At 61.4% G+C, this 23,519-nt stretch carries 14 protein-coding genes; 8 read left to right on the top strand and 6 right to left on the bottom strand.

Annotated features, from left to right (window positions below; genetic code table 11):
- Nucleotides 1-767 precede the first annotated feature (767 nt).
- Both E0L15_RS02405 and E0L15_RS02400 read right to left on the bottom strand, forming a co-directional pair.
- Nucleotides 768-2,291: a 4Fe-4S dicluster domain-containing protein gene (locus E0L15_RS02405; RefSeq protein ID WP_087234505.1), complete on the bottom strand. Its 1,524-nt coding sequence runs from the start codon at nt 2,289-2,291 to the stop codon at nt 768-770.
- A 155-nt stretch (nt 2,292-2,446) separates the two neighbouring features.
- A complete protein-coding gene (locus E0L15_RS02400; RefSeq protein ID WP_087391780.1) occupies nt 2,447-3,334 on the bottom strand; it encodes a CotA family spore coat protein in 888 nt (295 codons plus the stop codon).
- 499 nt (nt 3,335-3,833) lie between these two features.
- On the opposite strand from E0L15_RS02400, the gene nrdD reads away from it, so the two are divergent.
- The 3 genes from nrdD (at nt 3,834) to dut (ending at nt 7,042) form a co-directional block, all read left to right on the top strand.
- The gene (gene nrdD / locus E0L15_RS02395) at nt 3,834-5,957 is read left to right on the top strand and encodes an anaerobic ribonucleoside-triphosphate reductase (RefSeq protein ID WP_168124437.1); all 2,124 of its coding nucleotides are present in this window, start codon (nt 3,834-3,836) and stop codon (nt 5,955-5,957) included.
- Nucleotides 5,958-5,970: 13 nt separating this feature from the next.
- Nucleotides 5,971-6,519 carry an anaerobic ribonucleoside-triphosphate reductase activating protein gene (gene nrdG, locus E0L15_RS02390; protein ID WP_168124436.1) on the top strand — a complete coding sequence of 183 codons (549 nt, stop codon included), beginning with the start codon at nt 5,971-5,973 and terminating at the stop codon, nt 6,517-6,519.
- 79 nt (nt 6,520-6,598) lie between these two features.
- Nucleotides 6,599-7,042 (top strand): dUTP diphosphatase, encoded by a 444-nt coding sequence (dut, locus tag E0L15_RS02385; protein WP_168124435.1) that lies wholly within the window; start codon nt 6,599-6,601, stop codon nt 7,040-7,042.
- A gap of 43 nt (nt 7,043-7,085) precedes the next feature.
- On the opposite strand, the gene E0L15_RS02380 is transcribed toward dut, so the two are convergent.
- Both E0L15_RS02380 and ychF read right to left on the bottom strand, forming a co-directional pair.
- Entirely contained in the window at nt 7,086-8,408 is a 1,323-nt protein-coding gene (locus tag E0L15_RS02380) for a solute carrier family 23 protein (RefSeq protein ID WP_168124434.1), read from the bottom strand.
- 323 nt (nt 8,409-8,731) lie between these two features.
- Entirely contained in the window at nt 8,732-9,829 is a 1,098-nt protein-coding gene (ychF, locus tag E0L15_RS02375; protein ID WP_087369893.1) for a redox-regulated ATPase YchF, read from the bottom strand.
- Between the two features lie 192 nt (nt 9,830-10,021).
- Between ychF and E0L15_RS02370 the strand changes: the two genes are divergently transcribed.
- From E0L15_RS02370 to E0L15_RS02360, 3 genes are all read left to right on the top strand, one after another.
- Complete coding sequence (locus tag E0L15_RS02370; protein ID WP_168124433.1) at nt 10,022-11,194, top strand: NADP-dependent malic enzyme; 1,173 nt, start codon at nt 10,022-10,024, stop codon at nt 11,192-11,194.
- A gap of 39 nt (nt 11,195-11,233) precedes the next feature.
- Complete coding sequence (locus E0L15_RS02365) at nt 11,234-13,237, top strand: fructose-1,6-bisphosphatase (RefSeq protein ID WP_168124432.1); 2,004 nt, start codon at nt 11,234-11,236, stop codon at nt 13,235-13,237.
- 132 nt (nt 13,238-13,369) lie between these two features.
- A complete protein-coding gene (locus E0L15_RS02360) occupies nt 13,370-15,199 on the top strand; it encodes an LTA synthase family protein (protein ID WP_168124431.1) in 1,830 nt (609 codons plus the stop codon).
- Nucleotides 15,200-15,249: 50 nt separating this feature from the next.
- Here the strand turns inward: E0L15_RS02360 and malQ are convergent, their stop codons facing one another.
- The gene (malQ, locus tag E0L15_RS02355; RefSeq protein WP_168124430.1) at nt 15,250-16,737 is read right to left on the bottom strand and encodes a 4-alpha-glucanotransferase; all 1,488 of its coding nucleotides are present in this window, start codon (nt 16,735-16,737) and stop codon (nt 15,250-15,252) included.
- 249 nt (nt 16,738-16,986) lie between these two features.
- Here malQ and spoIIID point away from each other — a divergent pair, with 249 nt between their 5' ends.
- Nucleotides 16,987-17,235: a sporulation transcriptional regulator SpoIIID gene (gene spoIIID / locus E0L15_RS02350; RefSeq protein WP_087232593.1), complete on the top strand. Its 249-nt coding sequence runs from the start codon at nt 16,987-16,989 to the stop codon at nt 17,233-17,235.
- 294 nt (nt 17,236-17,529) lie between these two features.
- Nucleotides 17,530-22,053, top strand: a complete 4,524-nt coding sequence (locus E0L15_RS02345) for an immunoglobulin-like domain-containing protein (protein WP_168124429.1) — start codon at nt 17,530-17,532, stop codon at nt 22,051-22,053.
- A 57-nt stretch (nt 22,054-22,110) separates the two neighbouring features.
- Here E0L15_RS02345 and E0L15_RS02340 read toward each other — a convergent pair whose 3' ends face one another.
- Nucleotides 22,111-23,502, bottom strand: a complete 1,392-nt coding sequence (locus E0L15_RS02340; RefSeq protein ID WP_168124428.1) for an MATE family efflux transporter — start codon at nt 23,500-23,502, stop codon at nt 22,111-22,113.
- Nucleotides 23,503-23,519: the final 17 nt, after the last annotated feature.

The raw sequence follows: 23,519 nt of genomic DNA, 5'->3' as shown, positions 1-23,519 counted from the left end.
GCGCCCCAGCCGGGGACGCTCCGCTGGGCCCGATTTCTCCCCGATGAGAAATCGGGGAAAGAATCGCCAAAGGCGGGGCCTTCCCCCGCCTTGTGGAATCCACCCCGCGGTACTGGATGCCCCTGCGTCCTCCTCTTTTCGGCCCTTGGCCTGATAGGGTCACATAGATGGCGTAGACATTCTGTAAATCGTGCCTGCTCCTCTGTAGATAGTACTTCTACCGCCTGGGCCTTACCCTGGTGAGCCGCTGTTCCCAGCGATCGGGGGCCCGGTTTCCGGCGGCGAGAACGCCGCACACCGGGGTAAGGCCCTGGAAACAGAGGCACCGTCTCACAGAGAAGGAAATGCTTTCTATAGACTTGCCAGGCCATCTATGTGACCCCACCGGGGCCAGGGCCGGCCATAGGATTGACGCAGTTCCAGCCCCGTACCCCAAGGGAGGTCCTTAGGGGGGAAAGCCCTAAGCGGGTTTTGGTTTCTTTTGCCCGCTCAAAAGAAACCCCCAGCGGGAAGCGTCCCCGCCAGGCTGGCAAGCCTAATCCACAGGTGGTTAGACGGTCAACCTCTCAGTCAGCCTTGCGGCTGACAGCTCCCCTTACACAGGGGAGCCTTTGGAAGTGCGCTGCCAGCTCCCAGCGGAGCGTCCCCGGCGGGGGCGCTGGGTTGCGCCTGAGAAATTGGAGAAGATCAATTTCTCCAAAACAAAAAAGCAAGCCTGTTGCACCATAATGGATGCAACAGGCTTGTTTCATGTACGGTTTGGGGAATTAGTCCACCAGCTTGTCCAGCTCCTTGATGTGCTCGGTGCCGGTGGCGGTGGTGTGTCCGGCCTGCTTGGCGTAGATGCCAACGGTGGCCTGGGACTTCTTCACAGGCTGCATGGTGCCGGCGCCGGCCACACAGCCGCCGGGACAGGCCATGCCCTCCAGCAGGTAGCCGTTGTACTTGCCGGCAGCGGCCAGAGTCAGCAGCTTGCGGCACTCCTTCAGGCCGTCGGCGCTGGCGATCTTCACCTCACGGTCGGGATAGCGCTCGGCGATGACGTTGGCCACAGCCTTGGCCACGCCGCCAGCCACAGCGAAGTTGCGGCCGTCGGTGGAGGCGTCGTTGACGCCGTTGGGGTCCTCTTCCATGGCCTCCAGGTCCAGGTGCTTGGCGTCGAAGATGCCGGACATCTCCTCGTAGGTCAGCACGAAGTCCACCTCGCTGCGCACGCTCTTGCGCATGGCCTCCAGCTTCTTGGCGGCGCAGGGGCCGATGAAGACCACCTTGCCCTCAGGCTGCTGCTGCTTAATGAGACGGGCGGTGAGCACCATGGGGGTCAGGGCCATGGACACGCTGTCGGCGTGCTGGGGGAACAGCTTCTTGGCCATCACAGACCAGGCGGGGCAGCAGGAAGTGGCCATGAAGGGCAGCTTCTCAGGCACCTCGTTGACAAAGTCCTCGGCCTCCTGCACCGAGCACAGGTCGGCGCCGATGGCCACCTCGAACACGTCGGCAAAGCCCAGGGCCTTCATGGCAGCACGCAGCTTGCCGGGAGTGACCTTGGGACCGAACTGGCCCACGAAGGCGGGAGCCACGGCGGCGTACACCCGCTCACCGGACTGGATGGCGCGGATGACCTGGAAGATCTGGGACTTGTCGGCGATGGCGCCGAAGGGGCAGTTGACCAGACACATGCCGCAGGAGACGCACTTGTCGTAGTCGATCTCAGCCTTGCCGTTGGCGTCGGTGTGGATGGCGTCCATGCCGCAGGCCTTGGCGCAGGGGCGCTCCTGGACGATGATGGCCTTGTACTCGCACACGTCGGCGCAGCGGCCGCACTTGATGCACTTGTCCTGGTCGATGACGGAACGGCCATTGAAGCGGTCCAGGGTGATGGCGTCCTTGGGGCACACCTCCACGCAGGGGTGAGCCAGACAGCCCTGGCAGCCGTCGGTGACGTGCACCCGCTTCTCCGCGCAGCCGTTACAGGCAAACTTGATGATGTTGATCAGCGGGGGAGTGTAGTAGGTCTCGTCCTTGGCAGCGGCCTCGATGTTGTCGGACAGGGGGGCGTGCTCCCCAGCGCCGCGGCAGGGCAGACCCATGGCCAGACGCAGGCGCTCGCCGACGATGGCGCGCTCCAGAAATACGTCGTTGCGGTAGTTGCCCACCTCACCGGGAATGATCTTGTAGGGCAGCTCCTCAATGCGCTTCTCCACCGGCCACTCGGTGTGATAAGCCATGCGGGCCACCTCGCGGAAAATGCGGTGGCGAATCTCCTGAATACGGGTTTCTACACCTCTCATGTTGTACAGTCCTCCTTCTGTATCTCATGGGTAGTCACATATAGCATACATCAAAAGTCCGGGCTTGTAAATGCAAGATTGGAAAATTGGTGAAAAGTTTCACAAGACTAACGAGAGGGGCCGGGGCGGCCCCTCTCGTGGGGAAGTGCGGTGGGTCAGGCCAGGAACTGAATCTGGTTGACGCACACAAAATAGATGCGGTTGTTGGCAGAGTTGGACAGCACCAGCACGTTGCCCACGGTGCCCAGCAGGGTGACCCCCTGGAGCACCAGAGGCCCGGCCACGATGGTGACCTTGCGGCTGAGGTTGCTCTGGGACAGGGTGGACAGCAGCCCGGCGGCGCAGCAGCACTCGTCGTCGGAGCAGGCGCAGGAACAGGCGCAGCACCCGCAGGGGTTGGGGCAGGGGGTGAGGCACTGGGACAGGATCTTCTGAATGGTCTGGAAGTTGTTGGCGGTGGCCTGGTCAGAGGTGATGTCCCCGGAGGCGGGGGCGGTGGCGGTTTGCAGGGCCACAGCGGTGAGCTGGCACAGGGGCACCTGGGTGGCGGTGACTCCGGTGCTAGTCTCCGGGGGCGTATTCACCAGGGCGGAGATCTCCAGCAGGTCGCAGTTGCAGGGGGAGAAGCGGCGGAAGGACCCGGACATGGTGTTCAGGTTATCCGAAGGGGTGGTGCCTGCGGGAGTGGTGTTGATGGTGGCCCCTGCCACGTAGGTATCGGTGACAAAGGCGGCCTGGTTGAAGTCCAGCAGGGTGGCCAGCTGACTGTTGCACAAAAGCTGGAGGGCCGCCCGGAAGGACTGCTTGCAGCAGCAGCCCTCCTCCACCGGCTGCGGGGTGGGACAGGTGGGCGTGGGCATGGGCTGGCAGCAGCAGATCATGGGTGTGGTCTGGCCGGGACAGGGATTGGGACAGGGGTTACAGGTATTGCAGGTGTTGCAGGTACAGCTGCCCTTGGAACAGCTGGAATTCTGTTGGGCGGCGAACTCCTCCGCCGTGACAGACCCGTTCCAGGACTGGGTGGGCCAAAGATTCTGGTTCATGTGATTCGCTCCTTTCAAAGGTGGGGTTTCCTCATGGGAAACCGCCAGGGTGCACCACATTCTATGCCAATGGGGGCGGGACGGTCCCCAGAGGCAGAGAAGGAAATAAATTCCGTACTCCACAATATTTCGAAATAATCAAAGCCGCTATTTACAACAGCCACAAGATATGGTATTCTTTCTAAGCGCCACTCGACCAGGGGAAATCCCGGACTCCCTGGAGGATGTGGCGGCTGAATTCCATAGAATGCGATGACGACGGTGTGTTGTCCCACCTGGGGCGACCGCCGCTTTGTCCCGCTTAGGGGCGATCTGAAAAGTCGAAATTCTTGACTTTTCCAACCATCAACGCCAGCTACTTCGTTAAAAATACTCGGAATCCATCCAGGATTCCTGCGTTTCTTGCCTCGTATCTGTGCGTTGCTTGTGGAAAATTCGTCGATTTCTTTGTTTTCAGATGCGCCCTAGGATAAAAATAACGGGAGAAAGGGCGTTACAAATGAAAGTAATCAAGCGAGATGGCTCCACTGTAGACTTTGACCGCAGCAAGATTGTCGTGGCCATTCAGAAGGCCAATCTGGCGGTGGAGGAACCCTATCGCATGGACGATGCCTCCATTGAAGCCATCGCCGACTCCGTAGCCAGCAAGGACCGCAAGCGCCTGCTGGTGGAAGACATACAAGATATGGTGGAGAAGCGCCTGATGGAGGCGGAGAAGTATGAGCTGGCCAAGGCTTATATCATCTACCGCTATACCCGCGCTCTGGTGCGCAAGGCCAACACCACTGATGAGTCCATCCTGGCTCTGATCCGCAACGACAACAAGGACCTGGCCGAGGAGAACTCCAACAAGAACACCGCCATCGCCTCCACCCAGCGCGACTACATCGCCGGTGAGGTGAGCCGGGACCTGACCCGTCGTCTGCTGCTGCCGGAGAAGATCTCCAAGGCCCACGACGACGGCGTGCTCCACTTCCACGACGCCGACTACTTTGTCCAGCACATCTTCAACTGCTGCCTGGTGAACATCGGGGACATGCTGGACAACGGAACCATGATCAACGGCAAGCTCATCGAGTCCCCCAAGAGCTTCCAGGTGGCCTGCACCATCGTCACCCAGATCATCGCCTGTGTCGCCTCCAACCAGTACGGCGGCCAGTCCGTGGAGATGAGCCACCTGGGCAAGTATCTGCGTCTGACCTATGAGAAGTACCTGCGCCGCACACGGGAGGCCGCTCCCGAGCTGGACGACGAGACCGTGGAGAAGATCGCCAAGGCCCGCACCAAGGACGAGCTCAAGAGCGGCGTGCAGACCATCCAGTACCAGATCAACACCCTCATGACCACCAACGGCCAGTCTCCCTTTGTCACCCTCTTCCTGGTGCTGCGGGAGAACGACCCCTATATGGAGGAGAACGCCGCCATCATCGAGGAGATTCTTTCTCAGCGCCTGGAGGGCATCAAGAACGAGAAGGGCGTGTACATCACCCCCGCCTTCCCCAAGCTGGTGTACGTGCTGGATGAGTGCAACTGCCTCAAGGGCGGCAAGTACGACTACCTCACCCGCCTGGCGGTGAAGTGCTCGGCCAAGCGCATGTACCCCGACTACATCTCCGCCAAGAAGATGAAGGAGAACTATGAGGGCAACGTGTTCTCCCCCATGGGCTGCCGCTCCTTCCTCTCCCCCTGGAAGGACGAGAACGGCAACTACAAGTTCGAGGGCCGCTTCAACCAGGGCGTGGTGTCCATTAACCTGCCCCAGATCGGCATTGTCTCCGGCGGCGACGAGGACAAGTTCTGGAAGGAACTGGACCAGCGCCTGGAGCTGTGCTATGAGGCCCTCATGTGCCGCCACAACGCCCTGAAGGGGGTCCACTCCGACGTGTCCCCCATCCACTGGCAGTACGGCGCCATCGCCCGTCTGGAGAAGGGCGAGACCATCGACAAGCTGCTGGAGGGCGGTTACTCCACCCTGTCCCTGGGCTACATCGGCCTGTACGAGCTGACCCGCCTGGTCAAGGGCTGCTCCCACACCACCCCCGAGGGCGAGGAGTTTGCCCTGCGCGTGATGCGCCACCTGCGGGAGACCACCGACCGGTGGAAGAAGGAGACCGGCCTGGGCTTTGCCCTGTACGGCACTCCCGCCGAGAGCCTGTGCTACCGCTTTGCCCGCATCGACCAGGAGAAGTACGGCACCATCGAGGATGTCACCGACAAGGGCTACTACACCAACTCCTACCATGTGGACGTGCGGGAGCATGTGGACGCCTTCTCCAAGTTCCACTTTGAGAGCCAGTTCCAGAAAATCTCCTCCGGCGGCGCCATCTCCTATGTGGAGGTGCCCAACATGCGCCACAACCTGGAGGCCCTGGAGGATGTGGTGCGCTACATCTACGACAACATCCAGTACGCCGAGTTCAACACCAAGAGCGATTACTGCCAGGTGTGCGGCTACGACGGGGAGATTCAAATCAACGACGAAGGTCAGTGGGAGTGCCCCAGCTGTGGCAACAAGGACCACAACAAGATGAACGTCACCCGCCGCACCTGCGGCTACCTGGGCGAGAACTTCTGGAACGTGGGCAAGACCAAGGAGATCAAGTCCCGGGTGCTCCACCTGTAAGAGAGGACAAGCGATGCATTACGCTACCATCAAGTGGGCGGACGTGGCCAACGGCCCCGGGGTCCGGGTGTCCCTGTTCGTCTCCGGCTGCACCCACCACTGCCCCGGCTGCTTCAATGAGGAGGCCTGGGACTTCTGCTATGGACAACCCTTCACCCAGGTGGAGGAGGACAAGATTCTGGAGGCTCTGGCTCCCTCTTATCTCAAGGGCCTGTCCCTGCTGGGCGGCGAGCCCTTCGAGCCCGCCAACCAGGCGGTGCTGCTCCCCTTCCTGAGACGGGTGAAGGAGAAGTATCCGGACAAGGAAATCTGGTGCTATTCCGGCTACACCCTGGACGGGGAGCTGTGGCAGGACAGCCGGGCCCGGTGCGAACACACCGACGAGATGCTCTCCCTCATCGACGTGCTGGTGGATGGCCGCTTTGTGGAGGAGCTCAAGGACTTAAACCTGCGCTTCCGAGGCTCTGCCAACCAGCGCATCATCGACGTGCCTTCCAGCCTGAAGGCCCATCAGGTGGTGGAGTGGAAGGGCGGGCACACCATCCAGCCCATACAGAAATAACAAGAAGGCCCGGACAGACTTGCACCTGTCCGGGCCTTTGTGATAGGATAAATGAAATTGTATATGGAGGACTCCACTTATGACACAATCTGTTGCGGTAAAACTCTTAGACCCCCGGGCCAAGATGCCCACCTATGGCAGTGTGGACGCGGCCGGGGCGGACCTGTATGCCGTCACCGACGGCCCCGTCACCGTGGCTCCCGGCCAGACGGTGCTCATTCACACCGGGCTGGCCCTGGCCATCCCTCAGGGCTTTGTGGGCCTGGTGTACGCCCGGTCTGGCCTTGCCACCAAGCAGGGGCTGGCGCCCGCCAACAAGGTGGGGGTCATTGATGCCGACTACCGGGGCGAGCTGATGGTGGCCCTGCACAACCACAGCGGCGAGACCCGCACAGTGGAGTGCGGCGACCGCATTGCCCAGCTGGTCATTGCCCCCTACCTCACCGCCCAGTTCACCCAGCAGGAGGAGCTGGACGACACCGTCCGGGGCGAGGGCGGCTTTGGTTCTACCGGAAGTAAATAAGAAAAAAGATTGCCGCCCGGCGCTGTGCCGGGCGGCAAAACTTTTACTTCTGGATTTCCTCTTCCTTGGGAATGATGAGGTTGAGGAGGATGGCCATAATGGTGGCCACCACCACGGAGGAGGAGCCGAACACGGTGTTCACCCAGCCGGGGAAGCCAGCGCCGGACAGGCAGCCGGACACCTGGGTGATGCCCACGCCCATAGCCACAGACAGACCCATGACGGCGCTCTTCCGGGGAGTAAAGCCGCCCTGGGTGATCATGCGGATACCGGTCATGGTGATGGCGGCAAACACGGAGATGGTGGCGCCGCCGATGACGCTCTGGGGGATGGTGGTGAGCAGGGAGGCGAACTTGGGCATCAGACCCGCCACCAGCAGGATACCGGAGGCCAAGGCGAACACGGACCGGTTGATGACCCGGTTGACGGTGACGATGCCCACGTTCTGGCTGTAGGTGGCGGTGGGCAGGCCGCCGAAGAAGGCACCCAAGACGCTCATGACGCCCTGACCGATGATGCCGCCGGACAGCTCACGGTCGGTGGGCATACGGTCCAGACCGCCCATGGTGGTGGAGCTGAGGTCGCCGATGGTCTGCACGGCGTTGACCACGTAGACAATGCTCAGGGACACGGCGGCGGAGGGCACGAACTTGATCTCAAAGGGCATGAACTGGGGCAGGGCGAACCACTGGGCGGAGCCGATGGAGGAGAAATCCACCAGACCCAGAGGGATGGAGATGATGTAGCCCACGATCATGCCGATGAGGATGGCGCCCAGCTTGGTCAGCCCCTTGGTGAAGTTGGTCAGGGCGATGACCACCACCAGGGTGATGAGAGCCACCAGCCAGCTCTTGGGAGTGCCAAACTCAGGGGTGCCAGCCCCGCCAGCCATGTACTTCACGGCGGTGGGGTAGAGGGACAGACCGATGGTGAAGATGACGGTGCCGGTGACCAGGGGCGGGAAGAGGGGGCGAATCCACTTGACGAAGATGCCGAAGACGATGGCCACACAGCCGCCGATGATCTCCGCGCCCAGGATGGTGGCGATGCCGAACTCCGCGCCGATGGCCTGGAGGGTGGGGATGTAGGCAAAGCTGATGCCCATAATGACGGGCAGGCCCGCTCCGATGCGCCCGAAGATGGGGAACAGCTGGAGGAGGGTGGCCAGGGCGGTGAGGATGAGGGAGACCTGAATCATCAGGGTCTTCTGCTCCTCGCTGAGGCTACAGGTGTTGGAGATGAGGATGGCGGGGGTGATGATGCCCACCACGGCAGCCACCACGTGCTGGAGTCCCAGGGGAATGAGCTGTCCTGTGGGGGGGATACCCTTCCACTGGAATACCGTGTCGGATTTGGTTTGTTTCATCTGCTTCTCTCCTTCTCGTTTTCTCTTTGTGTTGTCCATACTTAAAAAACACCGGGAGGGAACACAAGGTGTTCCCTCCGAGATTGTCATGGAAAAAGCCAAAGACCATGCAGGGAGTTGTGACGATCTTGCATTGACAAAAGCCCTCGGCAGAGTTTTCCGCCCGCAGGCGGGAAAAAATTGAAATCTGTTTTTTCGAGGACATGCGCCTCGGAAAAAACACTTCTCAGCCCGCCAGTGTGGAATCGGGTCGTCCTTTGACCCGATTATGCATGCAGCGGGCTGCATCCTCTCTCGAAAACGCTTGCGTTTTCGAGAAATGATTATACATTGAAGCGGAAGAGAATGATGTCTCCGTCCTTGACCACATAGTCCTTGCCCTCGGAGCGGATCAGGCCCTTCTCTCGGGCGGCGGCCATGGAGCCGCAGGCCTTCAGGTCCTCAAAGGCCACGGTCTCGGCCCGGATGAAGCCCCGCTCGAAGTCGGAGTGAATCTTACCGGCGGCCTGGGGGGCCTTGGTGCCGTTTACGATGGTCCAGGCACGGCACTCGTCCTCACCGGCGGTGAGGTAGGAGATGAGGCCCAGCAGGGTGTAGCTGGCGTTAATGAGACGGTCCAGACCGGACTGGGCGATGCCCAGGTCCTCCAGGAACATGGCCTTCTCCTCGCCGTCCAGCTGGGCGATCTCTGCCTCCAGCTGGGCGCACACGGGGATACACTGGGCCCCTTCCTCGGCAGCCCGCTGGGACACCTGCTGATAGTACTCCACCTGGTCGGGGTGGGAGAAGCCCTCCTCGTCCAGGTTGGCGGCGTAGATGACAGGCTTGAGGGACAACAGCTCGCTGGTGGCGATGAGGGCGGCGTCCTCCTCGTCCACCTGGCTGAGGTAGCTGCGGGCGGACTTGCCCTCGTTGAGCCAGTCCCGCAGGCCCTGGAATACCTCGGCCTCGTGGAGGAACTTCTTGTCTGCCTTGGCGGCCTTGGTGGCCTTGTCAATGCGGCGGTCGGCCATCTCCACGTCGGCCATGATGAGCTCCAGGTCGATGATATCAATGTCCCGGATGGGGTTGGTGGAGCCCTCCACGTGGATGACGTTCTCGTCGTCAAAGCAGCGCACCACGTGGACAATGGCGGCGCACTCCCGGATGTTGGCCAGGAACTTGTTGCCCAGACCCTCGCCGTGGCTGGCGCCCTTCACCAGACCGGCGATGTCCACGAACTCCACCACAGCGGGGGTGGTCTTCTTAGGCTTGTAGAACTCACTGAGCCAGTCCAGACGGGCATCGGGGACGGCTACGATGCCCACGTTGGGGTCGATGGTGCAGAAGGGGTAGTTGGCGCTCTCCGCACCGGCGTTGGTGATGGCGTTGAACAGGGTCGATTTGCCCACGTTGGGCAGACCCACAATACCGAGCTTCATAGATAAGGACATCCTTTCAGACGTTATATATTCTCAACGATTATACAGGGTTTGGCATGGAATTACAAGATGAAGCCGTGAAAACTGTGGGCATGGCTCTTTTATTTTGCAAGATGGTATGATATGATATCACTATTGCACAACAATTCCTTCCATCCCAGATGGAAGAGTGGAAAAAGGAGTTTAAGAGATATGGATTACGCAGCAGAATCTTTGAAACTGCACTATCAGTGGCGGGGCAAGCTGGACGCCGTGCCCAAGATGGAGGTCAAGGACCGCCAGGCCCTGTCCCTGGCTTACACCCCCGGCGTGGCCCAGCCCTGCCTGGAGATTCAGAAGGATATCAGCAAGAGCTACGAGCTCACCGGACGGTGGAACACCGTGGCGGTGGTCACCGACGGCACCGCCGTGCTGGGCCTGGGCGACATCGGCCCCGAGGCCGGTATGCCGGTGATGGAGGGCAAGTGCGTGCTGTTCAAGGCCTTCGGCGACGTCAACGCCGTGCCCCTGTGCATCCGCTCCAAGGACGTGGACGAGATCGTCCACACCGTTTCCCTGCTGGCAGGCTCCTTCGGCGGCATCAACCTGGAGGACATCTCCGCCCCCCGCTGCTTTGAGATCGAGCGCAAGCTCAAGGAAGTGTGCGACATTCCCATCTTCCACGACGACCAGCACGGCACCGCCATCATCGTGGCCGCTGCCCTCATCAACGCCCTGAAGTTGGTGAACAAGAAGATTGAGGACATCACCGCCGTGTTCTCCGGCGCTGGCGCCGCTGGCACTGCCATTTTCAAGCTGCTGAAGTCCATGGGTCTGGGCGACGCCATCATCTGTGACCGCAAGGGCGCCATCTGCTCGGCCCGCACCGACCTCAACGACGAGAAGAAGGCCCTGCTGGAGCTGTCCAACAAGGCCGACAAGTCCGGCTCCCTGGCCGACGTGATGGTGGGTGCCGACCTGTTCATCGGTGTGTCCTCCCCCGGCGTGGTCACTCCCGAGATGGTGAAGACCATGGCTCCCAACCCCATCCTCTTCCCCATGGCCAACCCCGTGCCCGAGATCATGCCCGACCTGGCCCGGGAGGCTGGGGCCGCCGTCATCGGCACCGGCCGCAGCGACTTCCCCAACCAGATCAACAACGTTCTGGCCTTCCCCGGCGTGTTCCGGGGCGCCTTCGACGTGCGAGCCAGCGATATCAACGAGGAGATGAAGCTGGCCGCCGCCCGTGCTCTAGCCCAGCTGGTCAGCGACGAGGAGCTCACCCCCGACTATATCATTCCCGCTCCCTTTGACCAGCGGGTGTGCCCCGCCGTGGCCGCCGCTGTGGCCCAGGCGGCCCGGGACAGCGGCGTGGCCCGCATCTAAGGCCCGGGACTCCATACACACCAGTTAGGAGGTTATGACATGAACCAGGATACCAGTACCCACGGCAGCGAACAGGACAACCTGCACTATCTGCGCATGCTGGCCAAGCAGTACCCCACGGTCCAGGCCGCCAGCACGGAAATCATCAACCTCCAGGCCATTCTCATCCTCCCCAAGGGCACCGAGCACTTCATCTCGGATGTCCACGGGGAGTACGAGGCTTTCCAGCATATCCTCAACTCCGCCTCCGGGGTGGTGCGGGAGAAGATTGACCAGCTGTTTGCCACCAGCGTGTCCAAGGCGGACCGGGACCAGCTGGCCACCCTCATCTACTACCCCCGGGAGAAGCTGGAGGAGCTCCAGAGCCGCATGAACCAGGAGGACATGGAGGAGTGGTACCGCCTGACCTTCCACCGCCTCATTGAAATCTGCTGTCTGGTCAGCTCCAAGTATACCCGCTCCAAGGTGCGTAAGGCCATGCCCAAAGAGTATGCCTACATCATCGATGAGCTCATCCACACCCACTACGAGGACACCGACAAGCGGGACTACTACGAGAATATCATCTCCACCATCATTGAGCTGGACCGGGCGGGGAACTTCCTGGTGCAGCTGTGCCAGCTCATCAAGCGCCTGGCCGTGGACCACCTGCACATTGTGGGGGATATCTTCGACCGGGGCCCCGGTGCAGATATCATTCTGGACGCCCTGATGGACCACCACAGCGTGGACATCCAGTGGGGCAACCACGACGTACTGTGGATGGGCGCCGCCTCCGGCTCCCGTACCCTGGTGGCCACCGTGCTGGTCAACTCCCTGCGCTACAACAACCTGGATGTCATCGAGACGGGGTACGGCATCTCCCTGCGCCCCCTGTCCGTGTTCGCCGCCGAGGTGTACAAGGACTGTGACGTCAGCCGCTTTGAGGTCAAGCTCAGCCGGGAGGACGAGGAGAACTACAACGAGCGGGACAAGCGCCTGGCCGCCCAGATGTACAAGGCCATTACCATCATTCTCTTCAAGCTGGAGGGGCAGAAGATCATGCGCAACCCCTGCTTCCGCATGGACGATCGGCTGCTGCTGGACAAGATCAACTATGAGGACAAGACGGTGGTGGTGGACGGCAAGACCTACGCCATGGAGGACACCGACTTCCCCACCGTGGACCCCGCCGACCCCTACACCCTCACCCCGGAAGAGGAGAAGCTCATCAACCAGCTCACCCGCTCCTTCCGCCACAGCGAGAAGCTCCAGCGCCACGTCCGCTTCCTCTACTCCAAGGGCAGCCTGTACCAGGTGTTCAACGGAAACCTGCTGTTCCACGGCTGCATTCCCATGACCGAAGAGGGAGAGTTCATGCGCTTTTCCATCGGCTGCGACAGCCTGGGGGGCAAGGAGTTTCTGGACTTTGCCGACCTGGCCGCCCGCAGGGCCTATTATGATAAGGTGGGCTCCCCGGAGCGGCAGTTCGGCATGGACTTTTTGTGGTTTTTGTGGGCCGGGCGTAACAGCCCCATTTTTGGCCGGGACCGCATGACCACCTTCGAGCGGCGGTTCATTGCCGACGAGTCCACCTGGACCGAGCAGAAAAATGCCTACTATCGCCTGTACCACGACCCCCAGGTGTGTGAAAAAATCCTCCATGAGTTCGGCCTGGAGGGGGCCCACTCCCACATCATCAACGGACACATCCCGGTGAAGTCCAAGAAGGGGGAGAGCCCGGTGAAGGGGGGCGGCAAGCTCATCGTCATTGACGGCGGGTTCTGCAAGGCTTACCAGAAGACCACCGGCATTGCCGGGTACACCCTTATCTACAACTCCAACTTCATGCGCCTGGTCTCCCACCAGCCCTTTGCAGGCCGGGAGCGGGCCATCCATGAGAACTGGGATATCTCCTCCAGCTCGGAAATCTTCGAGCGCATGGAACAGCGCATGAAGATTCGGCAGACGGATGTAGGCCGTCAGCTGCTGGAGCAAATCCGGGACCTCAAGGACCTGGTGGCCGCCTACCGGGCTGGTGAAATTGTGGAAAATCATTCATAATCCAAGGAGAATTGCCGTAGACTTCCAGGGTCTACGGCAATTTTTTGTCCCTTTTGCAATTTGACTTTTGTGTAAAATTCGTGTATAGTCTGTGTGAATATGCAAAAAGGAAAGGAACCTGGAGAAATTGTGATGGAATGGAAAGAAATGGACAAGAAAAGGAGAGGGATTCTGCTCACCGTGATGCTGCTGACCCCCGTGACGGCGTTTTATCTCATGCAGCTGATCATGGGCACCAAGTTCGTAGACGTCAAGCTCATGGCAGTGGCGGCCAACGGGCTGTGGTTGGCCGGGGTGTACGGACTGCTGTGTTCCTTCACTGGGTACCCGGTGATGAGCAGCTTGGTGGTGCACCTGCTGTCCGCCCTATGGGGCATGGCCAACTACTTTGTCAATCTGTTCCGGGGTACCCCCATTCTCCCCTGGGACTTCTCCGCGCTGGAGACGGCGGCAGCGGTGTCCGGCAGCTACAAGCTGAGCTTGACCCGTGACATGTACCTGTGGCTGGGCGTGCTGCTGGTGGCGGCCATTCTCTTGCGCAAGTACTTAACCTGGGGCAAGTTCCGGCCCACAGGAAAGACCATCATGCCCCGTGTGGCGGGGGTGGTGGCTGGCCTGAGCCTGATGTTCATCTTTGCCCAGCCCGCCGTGCTGGAGCAGATGAAGGTGGGAGCCTACACCTGGCAGCAGATGGTGGGCTACTGCACCGACGGAGCCCTCAGCGCCTTTTTTGACAACACCAAGTACATGGAAGTGGAGCAGCCCACCAACGCCACCATTGACGACGTGAAGTACGTCCTCAGCCAGGTGGAGGACGCCCAGGGGGAGGGGCTGACCTTCCACGTGGAGGGCCCCGCCGACCAGCAGGGCAGCACCCAGACCGGGGAGAAGTACAACGTCATCGCCATTATGAACGAGTCTTGGGCGGACTTTGAGAGCTACGGCAACCTGTCTCTCAGCGAGAGCGTCATGGACTACATCAAGTCCCTGGACAATGCCGTCTTTGGCCACGCCTATTCCTCCGTGTTCGGCGCTGGCACCAGCGCTTGCGAGTTTGAGTTCCTCACAGGCAACTCCATGGCCTTCCTGCCCTCGGGCAGCGCCCCCTATCAGCAGTACATCACCCAGGAGACCCCCTCCATGGCTTCCCTGTTGGGGGATTTGGGCTATCGCACCCTGGCCTTCCACCCCGGAGAGGTGAAGTCCTGGAACCGGGATAAGGCCTATCCGCTGCTGGGGTTTGACGAGATGAAGTTCCGCCAGGACATGGATGTGCCCGAGCTCATCGAGCACGCCTACCCCAGCGATTACACCGACTTCCAGCAGATCATCTGGGAGTTTGAACACAAGGAGCCCGGGGAGCCCCTGTTCCTCTTCAACGTCACCTATCAGAACCACGGCGGCTATGAGGAGCCGGACTACCCCACCGAAGTGACCCTCACCGACTGCCCCGGCCAGTACCCCCGGGCGGAGCAGTATCTGACCCTGGCCAACAAGACCGACGAGTATTTCAAACTGCTGGTGGACTACTTCTCCACCTATGAGGAGCCTACCATCATCGTCATGTTCGGAGACCATCCCCCCTCTCTGGAGCAGGAGTTCCTGGACAAAGCCTACGGAGTGGCCCAGGCGGACATGACCATGGAGCAGTATATGGCCAAGTTCCAGGTGCCCTTTGTCATCTGGTCCAACCGCCCCCTGGAGGCCGAGGACGCGCCCCAGGAGACCAGCCTCAACTTCCTGGGCCAGTACCTGCTGGAATATGCGGGCATTGAGACCGACCTGTACGGCAAGTTCCTTCAGGAGGTGCAGCAGCTGCTGCCCGTGTTCACCTCGGTGGGCTACATTGACACCCAGGGCAAGGCCTACAGCCACTGGGAGACCACCCAGTATGAGCAGCTCCTCAAGGACTACCAGCTGCTGCAATATGATCGGCTGTTTGGTATTTCTGATGTAACATAAATTGCGTAAAAAAGGAGCGTTCCGCCTGGAACGCTCCTTTTTTATGCAATTTATGGCCGCAACCGTCCATATAGCTTGGTCATCCGGTACAGCCGATGGGCCAGCTCCTGGGTGAGATAGCCGGGGGTGGCCCGCCACTGCCAGTTCTCTCCGGTGGTGGAGGGGGTATTGATGCGCCCCTCACTGCCCAGGCCCAGCACATCCTGCATCTGTACGATGGTGTACCGGGCGGCGCTGGCCCAGATGCCCCGCATCATGCCCCAGTTCTCCCCCTCTTCCGGGGTGAGGTTCAGGTAGGCCCGGGCGGCAGCCACGTCGTCCGGGTCGGCGGTGCGGGTCCAACCCAGGGCGGTGTCGTTGTCGTGGGTGCCCACATAGGCAATGCAGTTGACGGGGTAGTTGTGGGGCAGGTACAGGTTTTGCCCGCTGTCCCGGTGGTCAAAGGCAAATTCCAGCACCTTCATGCCGGGGTACCCGGTGTCGGCCAGCATCTGGTGCACCGAGGGGGTGAGGAAGCCCAGGTCCTCGGCGATGATGGGCCGGTCTCCCAGAGTCTCCTTGAGAATGTTGAAAAAGGCGATGCCCGGCCCGGGACGCCAACGGCCCCGGCGGGCGTTTTTGTCCCCGGCGGGGATGGCATAGTAGGAGTCAAAGCCCCGGAAGTGGTCAATGCGCAGCACATCATAGATGGTGAACTGGAAGGCCACCCGGCGCATCCACCATTCATAGCGGTTTTCCGCCATGCCCTCCCAGTCGAAGAGGGGATTGCCCCACAGCTGTCCGTCCTCGGAGAAGCCGTCAGGGGGGCACCCGGCCACCTCGGTGGGGCACAGATTCTCGTCCAGCTGGAATTGCTGGGGATTGGCCCACACGTCAGCGCTGTCCGAGGCCACATAGATGGGCAGGTCCCCGATGATGGAGATGCCCTGGCGGTTGGCGTACTCTTTCAGGGCTTTCCACTGGGCGAAGAAGAGGAACTGTACCCCCTTCCAGAAGAGAATGGAGTCGGCCAGCTCGCCCGCCAGCTCTTCCACCGCCTGGGGCTGGCGCAGCCGGATGGGGTCGGGCCACTGGGACCAGGGGGCCCCATCATAGGAATCTTTGAAGGCCATAAACTGGGCGTAGGGCTCCAGCCACTCCTGCTGGGTGCGGCAGAAGTCGGCCAGCTCCTGGGGCCGCTTGATGCTCAGACGAGATACCGCCCGGCGGAGGATGGGGAACCGCTGGCGGTAAATGAGACCGTAGTCCACCTGGGTGGGACTCTCCCCCCAGGTGAGGGACTGAAACTCCTCGGGCAGCAGCAGCCCCTCCTGGGCCAAATCGTCCAGGTCAATGAAGTAGGGGTTGCCGGCAAAGGAGGAGAAGGACTGATAGGGGGAATCCCCAAACCCGGTGGGGCTGATGGGGAGAATCTGCCAGTAGGTCTGGCCGGACTCCACCAGGAAGGAGACAAAATCCCGGGCGCTTTGACCCAGCGTACCCACGCCATAGGGGGAGGGCAGGGCGGAAATGGGCATCAAAATACCGGAACTTCTCATGGAACATCCACCTTTCTCTCACAGGAAAACAACACCGCCGGTTCCCGCTGCGGCGTGCCAGATCGGAGGGAAGCTGGAGAGACAGGGGAACGGAGGAATTTATATTGTGTATTATGCTATAAAATGACGAAAAATGCAAGGGGGTTTGACAAGTTTTTGCACAAAGTACACAGCGACGTGGGCACCACATAATTGTTCCCCTCCTCACATATATATGCTCGTGTGAGAACCATGAGGGAGTGTTGCCGTTTGAAAGGGAACATGGAAGAGCGAGCCTGCGAGATGGCACTGTACATCATCGAAGAGAAGGGCACGGTGCGCAGTGCCGCCCAGAAATTCGGCTTGAGCAAATCCACGGTGCACAAGGACCTGTCCGAGCGGCTGCCCACCTTCAACCGCCCACTGTATGAGCAGGTGAAGGTGGTGCTGGAGGTCAACAAGGCCCAGCGACACATCCGGGGCGGCCTGGCCACCCGGAAAAAGTACAAAGGGGAATGAGAACATCATCGGCTGTGGCAGGTCAAGGGCGGCGTGCCACAGCCGATTTTGTGTGCAGCGGCGGAAATTTGACATTATCACAGTTTCCAATCTGGCCTGTTTACCGGAATCTTACAACTTATCCGTACAAAAACAACGGGAAAAGTGGAGGTTGTCTGGAAAAAGACGGGAGGAACGGAAAAATTGTATTGTAAAGTACGTACAAATTTACGGAGTTGACCGGCTTTCCCTTGAGCAAAATGGACAGATTATGGTACAATAAGCATACCAATCTTGGCAAATAAGGAGGAAGCTATGAAGACCAACTGGAAACGGCCGGCATCTGCGGCCCTGGCAGCGGTGATGACCCTGTCGCTGGTGCCCCTCTCGGGCACGGTGCGAGCGGCGGAGCCTGTGGGGCCCACTGCCCACTATGACATGTCCCACAGCGGCAATCAGCTGCTGGACGTGTCAGGAAATGACAACCACGCCACGTTGTACAACACCGTAGACGGGAATTTCTCCACCTACGGGGACACCAATGTGCTGCACTTTGCCAACAAGCAGTACGCCACCCTGCCCCAGGGGCTGGTCTCGGAGACGGACAACGACTGCGCCGTGGAGATCACCCTGTCTGTGGACGGGGGCAACTCCGCTCAGTGGGCCTGGGTCATCGGTGATGGCGTGGGCAACTGGGGCGATGGCCGCATTGGCAACTATCTGTTTGTGGGCCCCAAGTCCAACCAGGGCAGCTATGCCGGAAAGACCCTCACGGGCATTAAGGTGGGCAACGAGGCCGCCGGCGGCGAGAAGCGCAGCAGCGTGCCCAATGTGGGTTGGAGCGATGGCTACCACACCCTCACCGTGGTCAGCGAGGACCAGACCGTCACCACCTACCTGGACGGCGTGGCCATCTCCACCATTGACCACGACTACAACCTGGCCGACGTCATCCCCGACGGGGATGTGTTGGGCTACATCGGAAAGTCCCTCTACGCCCCCGACCCCATGCTCACCGCCGATGTGGTGGACATGAAGGTCTATGACGAGGCCCTGACCCAGGAGCAGGTCCAAGCCAGCATGCCCGGTGTGGAGGTGCTGGCCGATCTGATGATGGACGACATCATGGCGGAAGTGCTCAGCGGCAACTCCTCCGCCGATCAAGTGACCCGTGATCTGTACTTCCCCACCACCGTGGGCAGCGCCACCCTCACCTGGGGGGAGAGCAGCAACCCCGACGTGGTGGACGCTGACGGCGTGGTCACCCCCTCGGTGGACGGGGACGTCACCGTCACCATCCCTGTGACCATCACCATCCACGGTGAGAGCGTGGAGAAGACCATCACCGTCACCGTGCTGGCCGGAGAGCCGGGCAGCAACGAGGGCCAGCTGGTGGCCGCCTACGACATGACCCACGAGGGCAACACCCTGGTGGACGTGTCCGGCAACGGCAACGACGCCACCCTGTATGACACCCAGGACGGCGACTTCGTCACCTATGGCGATCAGACCGTGTGGCAGCTGGACGGGGCGGGCTATGCCACCCTGCCCTCCTCCATCACCGAGGCCATTGGGGACAGTGAGAACTTCACCATGCAGGCCACTGTCACCACCCAGACCAACGCCGCCCACTGGCTGCTGACCATCGGCGACGGCTTCGGCAACTGGAACGACAAGAACGTGGGGGACTACATCTTCGTCAACCCCTGTGAGAGCAACGGCAACTTCCTGGCCGCCATCAAGACCGGCACCGGAAGCGCCTGGAAGGAGACCCGCCTGCCCGTGGTGGACAGCGGTATGGGCCACGTGGAGGGCTTCGGCACCGTGACCCTGGTGGGCCGGGGCGGCACCCTGAGCCTGTATCTGGACGGGGAGCGGGTGTCCACCGTCACCCAGGACAAGACCATCCAGGACGTGCTCCCCGAGGGCGACGTGATGGGTTACATCGGCAAGTCCCTGTACACCCTGGACTCCCTGCTCAAAGCCAACATCTCCGACGTGAAGGTCTGGTCCTACGCCCTGAGCAAGTCTGAGATCGAGGCCTCTCTGCCCACCGGGGAGGACAAGGCAGACATGGTCATGGCTGACTTGTATGACGTGGTCAAGGGGGACAACGCCAGCCTGGACACCGTCACCGACGACCTCACCTTCCCCACCAAGCTGGACAACGTGACCCTCACCTGGGGCACCTGGGATAACACCGATGTCATCGCCGCCGACGGCACCGTCCACGCCGTGGTGGGCCAGGAGACCAAGGTCACCATCCCCGTGTCCTTCCAGGTGGACGGTGAGAGCTACACCGTGGAGCTGAAGGTCACTGTCATGCCTCTGGACGTGGACCAGGAGCTCACCGAGGCCCTGGAGTCCATCGACATCCCCAACAAGGACGACGTGCGGGGCAATATCACCCTGCCTGAGACCACTTCCAACGGCTTGGACATCACCTGGACCACTGACCGGGCCGACATCGTCAACGTGGAGCCCATCCCCGCCACCGTGGAGGGCTATGACGACACCCCCGCCGGCACCGTCACCCGTCCCGCCAGTGACACCGTGGTCACCGTCACCGCCCAGGTGACCCTGGCCGACCAGACCGTCACCAAGGACATCGCCCTTACCGTGAAGGCCGCGCCTGAGAAAATCAGCGAGGAGGACTACACCGACTACTTCTTCACCTACTTTGCTGGCGAGGGCTACTCCGACGGCGAGCAAATCTACTTTGCCGCCAGCCAGGACGGCCTGAACTGGACCGACCTGAACAGCAACAACCCCGTGCTCACCTCCGACAAGGGCGAGAAGGGCGTCCGTGATCCCTTCATCATCCGCTCTCCCGAGGGGGACAAGTTCTACCTCATCGCCACTGACCTGAAGATCAATGGCGGCAACGGCTGGGGCGCTGCTCAGACCGCTGGCAGCCAGGCCCTGATGGTGTGGGAGTCCACCGACCTGGTGAACTGGTCCGACATGCGCATGGTCACCGTCAGCGCTGGCATTGACGCCGGATGTACCTGGGCCCCCGAGGCCACCTATGACCCCCTCACCGGGGAGTATGTGGTGTACTGGGCCTCCAAGGTAGAGGAGGACGGCTACGCCAAGCAGCGGCTGTACTACGCCAAGACCCGGGACTTCTACACCTTCACCGAGCCCCAGGTGTTCATTGACATGGACGAGTCCTCCATTGACACCACCATCATCCGCTCTTCCGAGGACGGCAAGTACTACCGCTACACCAAGAACGAGGGCGGCGCCACCAACGACTACGGCGCCAAGACCAAGACCGTGTACGTGGAAGTGGCCGACACCCTGCTGGGCGAGTGGACCCACATCCCCTCCGACTCCCTCAACGCCAACCAATGGGTGGAGGGACCCACCATCTTCCAGTTCAACCAGGATGACCAGGACAACGGCGCTTACTGCCTGCTGGTGGACCAGTTTGGCGGCATTGGCTATTACCCCCTGGTCACCGATGACCTGACCACCGGTGAGTTTGCCCAGCCCGACACTGCCTTCAAGATGCCCAGCCGTGCCCGCCACGGCACCCCCATCCGCATCACCTCTGAGGAGTACGCCCGTCTGATGCAGCAGTACGGCGGCCAGACCGTGGACAACAGCAGCCTCCAGGCCGCTGTGGACGCCCAGGTGGAGGCAAACCTCCAGGCTGCCGACTACACCCAGGACAGCTGGGAGCGCTATGACGCCGCCCTCACCAACGCCCAGGCCATTCTGGACAAGGGCACTTCCGCCACTGCCGCTGAGGTCAGCGCTGCCCAGGCCGAGCTGGAGGCCGCCGCCATGGCCCTGGTGCCCGCCAACCGCGCCGCTCTGGAGCAGCTGGTGGAGGAGTGCGCCGCCCTCACCAATGACGGCTACACCCAGGAGAGCTGGGACGCCTTCCAGGCCGCTCTGACGAGTGCCCAGACCCTGCTGCTCAACAGCGCCGCCACTCCCGCCGACCTTGCCGCCGCCACCGATGCCCTGGAGCAGGCCAAGGCCGCTCTGGAGAAGGAGGAGCAGCCCGGCCAGGCCGACAAGTTCCTGCTGGAGTACGCCTACCACTACGCCTTGGAGCAGGACACTTCCAACCTGATTCCCACCGTGGCCGCCAAGTTTGAGGCCGCCATGGAGAATGCCAAGGCGGTTCTGGACGACCCCGCCGCCACCCAGACCCAGGTGGACGCCGCCTTTGACCAGCTGGTGGAGGCCATCCACATGCTGGACTTCACCCGTGGCGACAAGACCATGCTGGAGCTGCTCATCACCCGGGCCGACGGCATGGTGGACAACGCCGACAAGTACATGCCCGACAACTGGCAGCTGTTGGTGGACGCTCTGGCCAAGGCCAAGGACGTGTACGCCGACCAGGACGCCATGGACGGAGACATCCAGCCCGTGGTGGACGAGCTGCTGGGTGCCATCCTGGCCCAGCGCTTCAAGGCCGACAAGTCCATCCTGGAGGACCTCATCCATCAGTACCAGGATACCGACCTGGAGGGCTACACCGCCCAGTCTGTGGCCGCCTTCCGCAGCGCTCTGGCTGCCGCCCAGGCTGTGATGTCTGACGAGACCCTGTCCGAGGAGGACCAGGCCACTGTGGATGCCGCCGCCGAAGCCCTGAAGGCCGCCTATGAGGGCCTCACCGCTGAGAATCCCCAGCCCTCTGAGACCCCCGAGGCCTCTCAGAAGCCCGGGGCCACCGACAAGCCCCAGACCACCGAGAAGCCCGAGCGCGTGCCCCAGACCGGGGACAACGCCCAGCTGATGGGCTACGTGGTGGCTCTGGCCGCCGCTGTGTGCCTGCTGGCTGCCGCCACCGTTGCCCTGCGCCGTCGCCGCAGCTGATAGGCTCAAAAACGCCGGAGTCAGGTTTCGCCTGACTCCGGCTTTTTCATATCTTGGTTATTCTTTTTCAAAGGACACGATGGTCACATCGTGAATCCACTGGGCGCTGAGGAATCGGCGCAGGCCGAAGATGCACTTGATGATGTTCTCACTCATCATGGACAGGTACACCCAGAAGATGCCCAGCTGGAACACCAGGCCGGACAGGGCGGCCAGGGGGATGGCGGCCAGCCACAGGGGGGAGAGGTCGATGAGGGTGGCCATGCGCACGTCACCGCCGCCTCGCAGCACCCCCACGATATTGGTGGTGTCAAAGGAGCGCAGGGGCATAAAGCAGAAGACCACCGTGAGCATCATGGTGCAGATGTCCCCGGCCTGGGCGGACAGGTGGAAGAGAGGGTAGAGGTAGGGGGCGATGATGAAGTAGAGGATGAGCAGGAACACGCCTCCCGACACCAGCCCGAAGATGAAGGCCAGCACATCCAGCAGCGCCCCCAGGCGGAACACCTGGTCGGTGCGCCCCGAGCCGATCTCCTGCCCCACCAGGATGGCGGCGGTGCCGCCGATGGCGAACACGCCCACCGTGCACAGGTTGGTGATGTTGCCGGCGATGGCGTAGGCGGCCAGAATCTCCTTGGACCCGTCCATGTGGCCCATGATGGTGGGGAACAGGGAGGTGCCCAGGCCCCAGAAGGTCTCGTTGCACATGACAGGGGTGGAGAAGCGGATAAACCGCCGGGTCATCTCCAGACCGGGGCGGAAGAAGAGGGCGGGCTGGATGCGGAAGCCACGGTCCCGGATGGCCCACACCACGGCAATGGAGCAGGAGAGAATACGGGCCAGCAGGGTGGCCAGGGCGGCACCCTCCTCAGCCATGCGGGGAGCGCCCAGGTTGCCGAAGATGAACACCCAGTTGAGGAAGGTGTTGCCCAGCATGGACACCGCCAGGATATACATGCCTCGGTTGGGCTTGCCCATGGCCCGGTGTGCCCCGATATACACCTGGACAAAGCTGTCAAAGAAGTAGGACCAGCCCACAATGCGGGCATAGCGGGCGGCGGTGGCGATGACGTCGGGGTCGTTGCCGAACAGGCTCATGAAGGGCTGGGTGGCAAAGCCCGTGATGAGGGCAAAGACCAGGGTGATGGCCCCGGCCACATACATGCCGATGCCAATGACCCGGTTGATGGAGGCATAGTCTCCCTTGCCCCGGTATTGGCTGATGAGCACCGCCGAGCCGCTCTGGATGCCGAACATCATCAGCTGGATGACAAACACCGGGATGTTGGCCAGAGTGACGCCCGCCAGAGGGCCTTCGCCCAGGGTGCCCACCATGAAGGTGTCCACCAGGCCGAGGGAGTTGGTAATGAGGTTTTGAATGAGAATGGGGAGGGCCAGGGCCACCAGATGGCGGTAAAAGCCCGGCTCCCGTCGGAAGAAGGAACGCATAACAGACCTCGCAGTAC

Source organism: Pseudoflavonifractor sp. SW1122 (assembly GCF_012027765.1).
Lineage (GTDB): Bacteria > Bacillota > Clostridia > Oscillospirales > Oscillospiraceae > Enterenecus > Enterenecus faecium.
The sequence above is the reverse complement of the archived record's forward strand: the minus strand, read 5'-3'. Positions and strand labels throughout refer to the sequence as shown.

Excerpts from the sequence above, each read along its gene's own strand:
- nrdD (WP_168124437.1), top strand. The coding sequence starts at position 3,834 with ATGAAAGTAATCAAGCGAGATGGCTCCACTGTAGACTTTGACCGCAGC.
- E0L15_RS02405 (WP_087234505.1), bottom strand. The coding sequence starts at position 2,291 with ATGAGAGGTGTAGAAACCCGTATTCAGGAGATTCGCCACCGCATTTTC.
- E0L15_RS02345 (WP_168124429.1), top strand. The coding sequence starts at position 17,530 with ATGAAGACCAACTGGAAACGGCCGGCATCTGCGGCCCTGGCAGCGGTG.
- E0L15_RS02380 (WP_168124434.1), bottom strand. The coding sequence starts at position 8,408 with ATGAAACAAACCAAATCCGACACGGTATTCCAGTGGAAGGGTATCCCC.
- malQ (WP_168124430.1), bottom strand. The coding sequence starts at position 16,737 with ATGAGAAGTTCCGGTATTTTGATGCCCATTTCCGCCCTGCCCTCCCCC.
- E0L15_RS02365 (WP_168124432.1), top strand. The coding sequence starts at position 11,234 with ATGAACCAGGATACCAGTACCCACGGCAGCGAACAGGACAACCTGCAC.
- dut (WP_168124435.1), top strand. The coding sequence starts at position 6,599 with ATGACACAATCTGTTGCGGTAAAACTCTTAGACCCCCGGGCCAAGATG.
- E0L15_RS02370 (WP_168124433.1), top strand. The coding sequence starts at position 10,022 with ATGGATTACGCAGCAGAATCTTTGAAACTGCACTATCAGTGGCGGGGC.
- E0L15_RS02340 (WP_168124428.1), bottom strand. The coding sequence starts at position 23,502 with ATGCGTTCCTTCTTCCGACGGGAGCCGGGCTTTTACCGCCATCTGGTG.
- ychF (WP_087369893.1), bottom strand. The coding sequence starts at position 9,829 with ATGAAGCTCGGTATTGTGGGTCTGCCCAACGTGGGCAAATCGACCCTG.
- E0L15_RS02360 (WP_168124431.1), top strand. The coding sequence starts at position 13,370 with ATGGAATGGAAAGAAATGGACAAGAAAAGGAGAGGGATTCTGCTCACC.
- nrdG (WP_168124436.1), top strand. The coding sequence starts at position 5,971 with ATGCATTACGCTACCATCAAGTGGGCGGACGTGGCCAACGGCCCCGGG.
- E0L15_RS02400 (WP_087391780.1), bottom strand. The coding sequence starts at position 3,334 with ATGAACCAGAATCTTTGGCCCACCCAGTCCTGGAACGGGTCTGTCACG.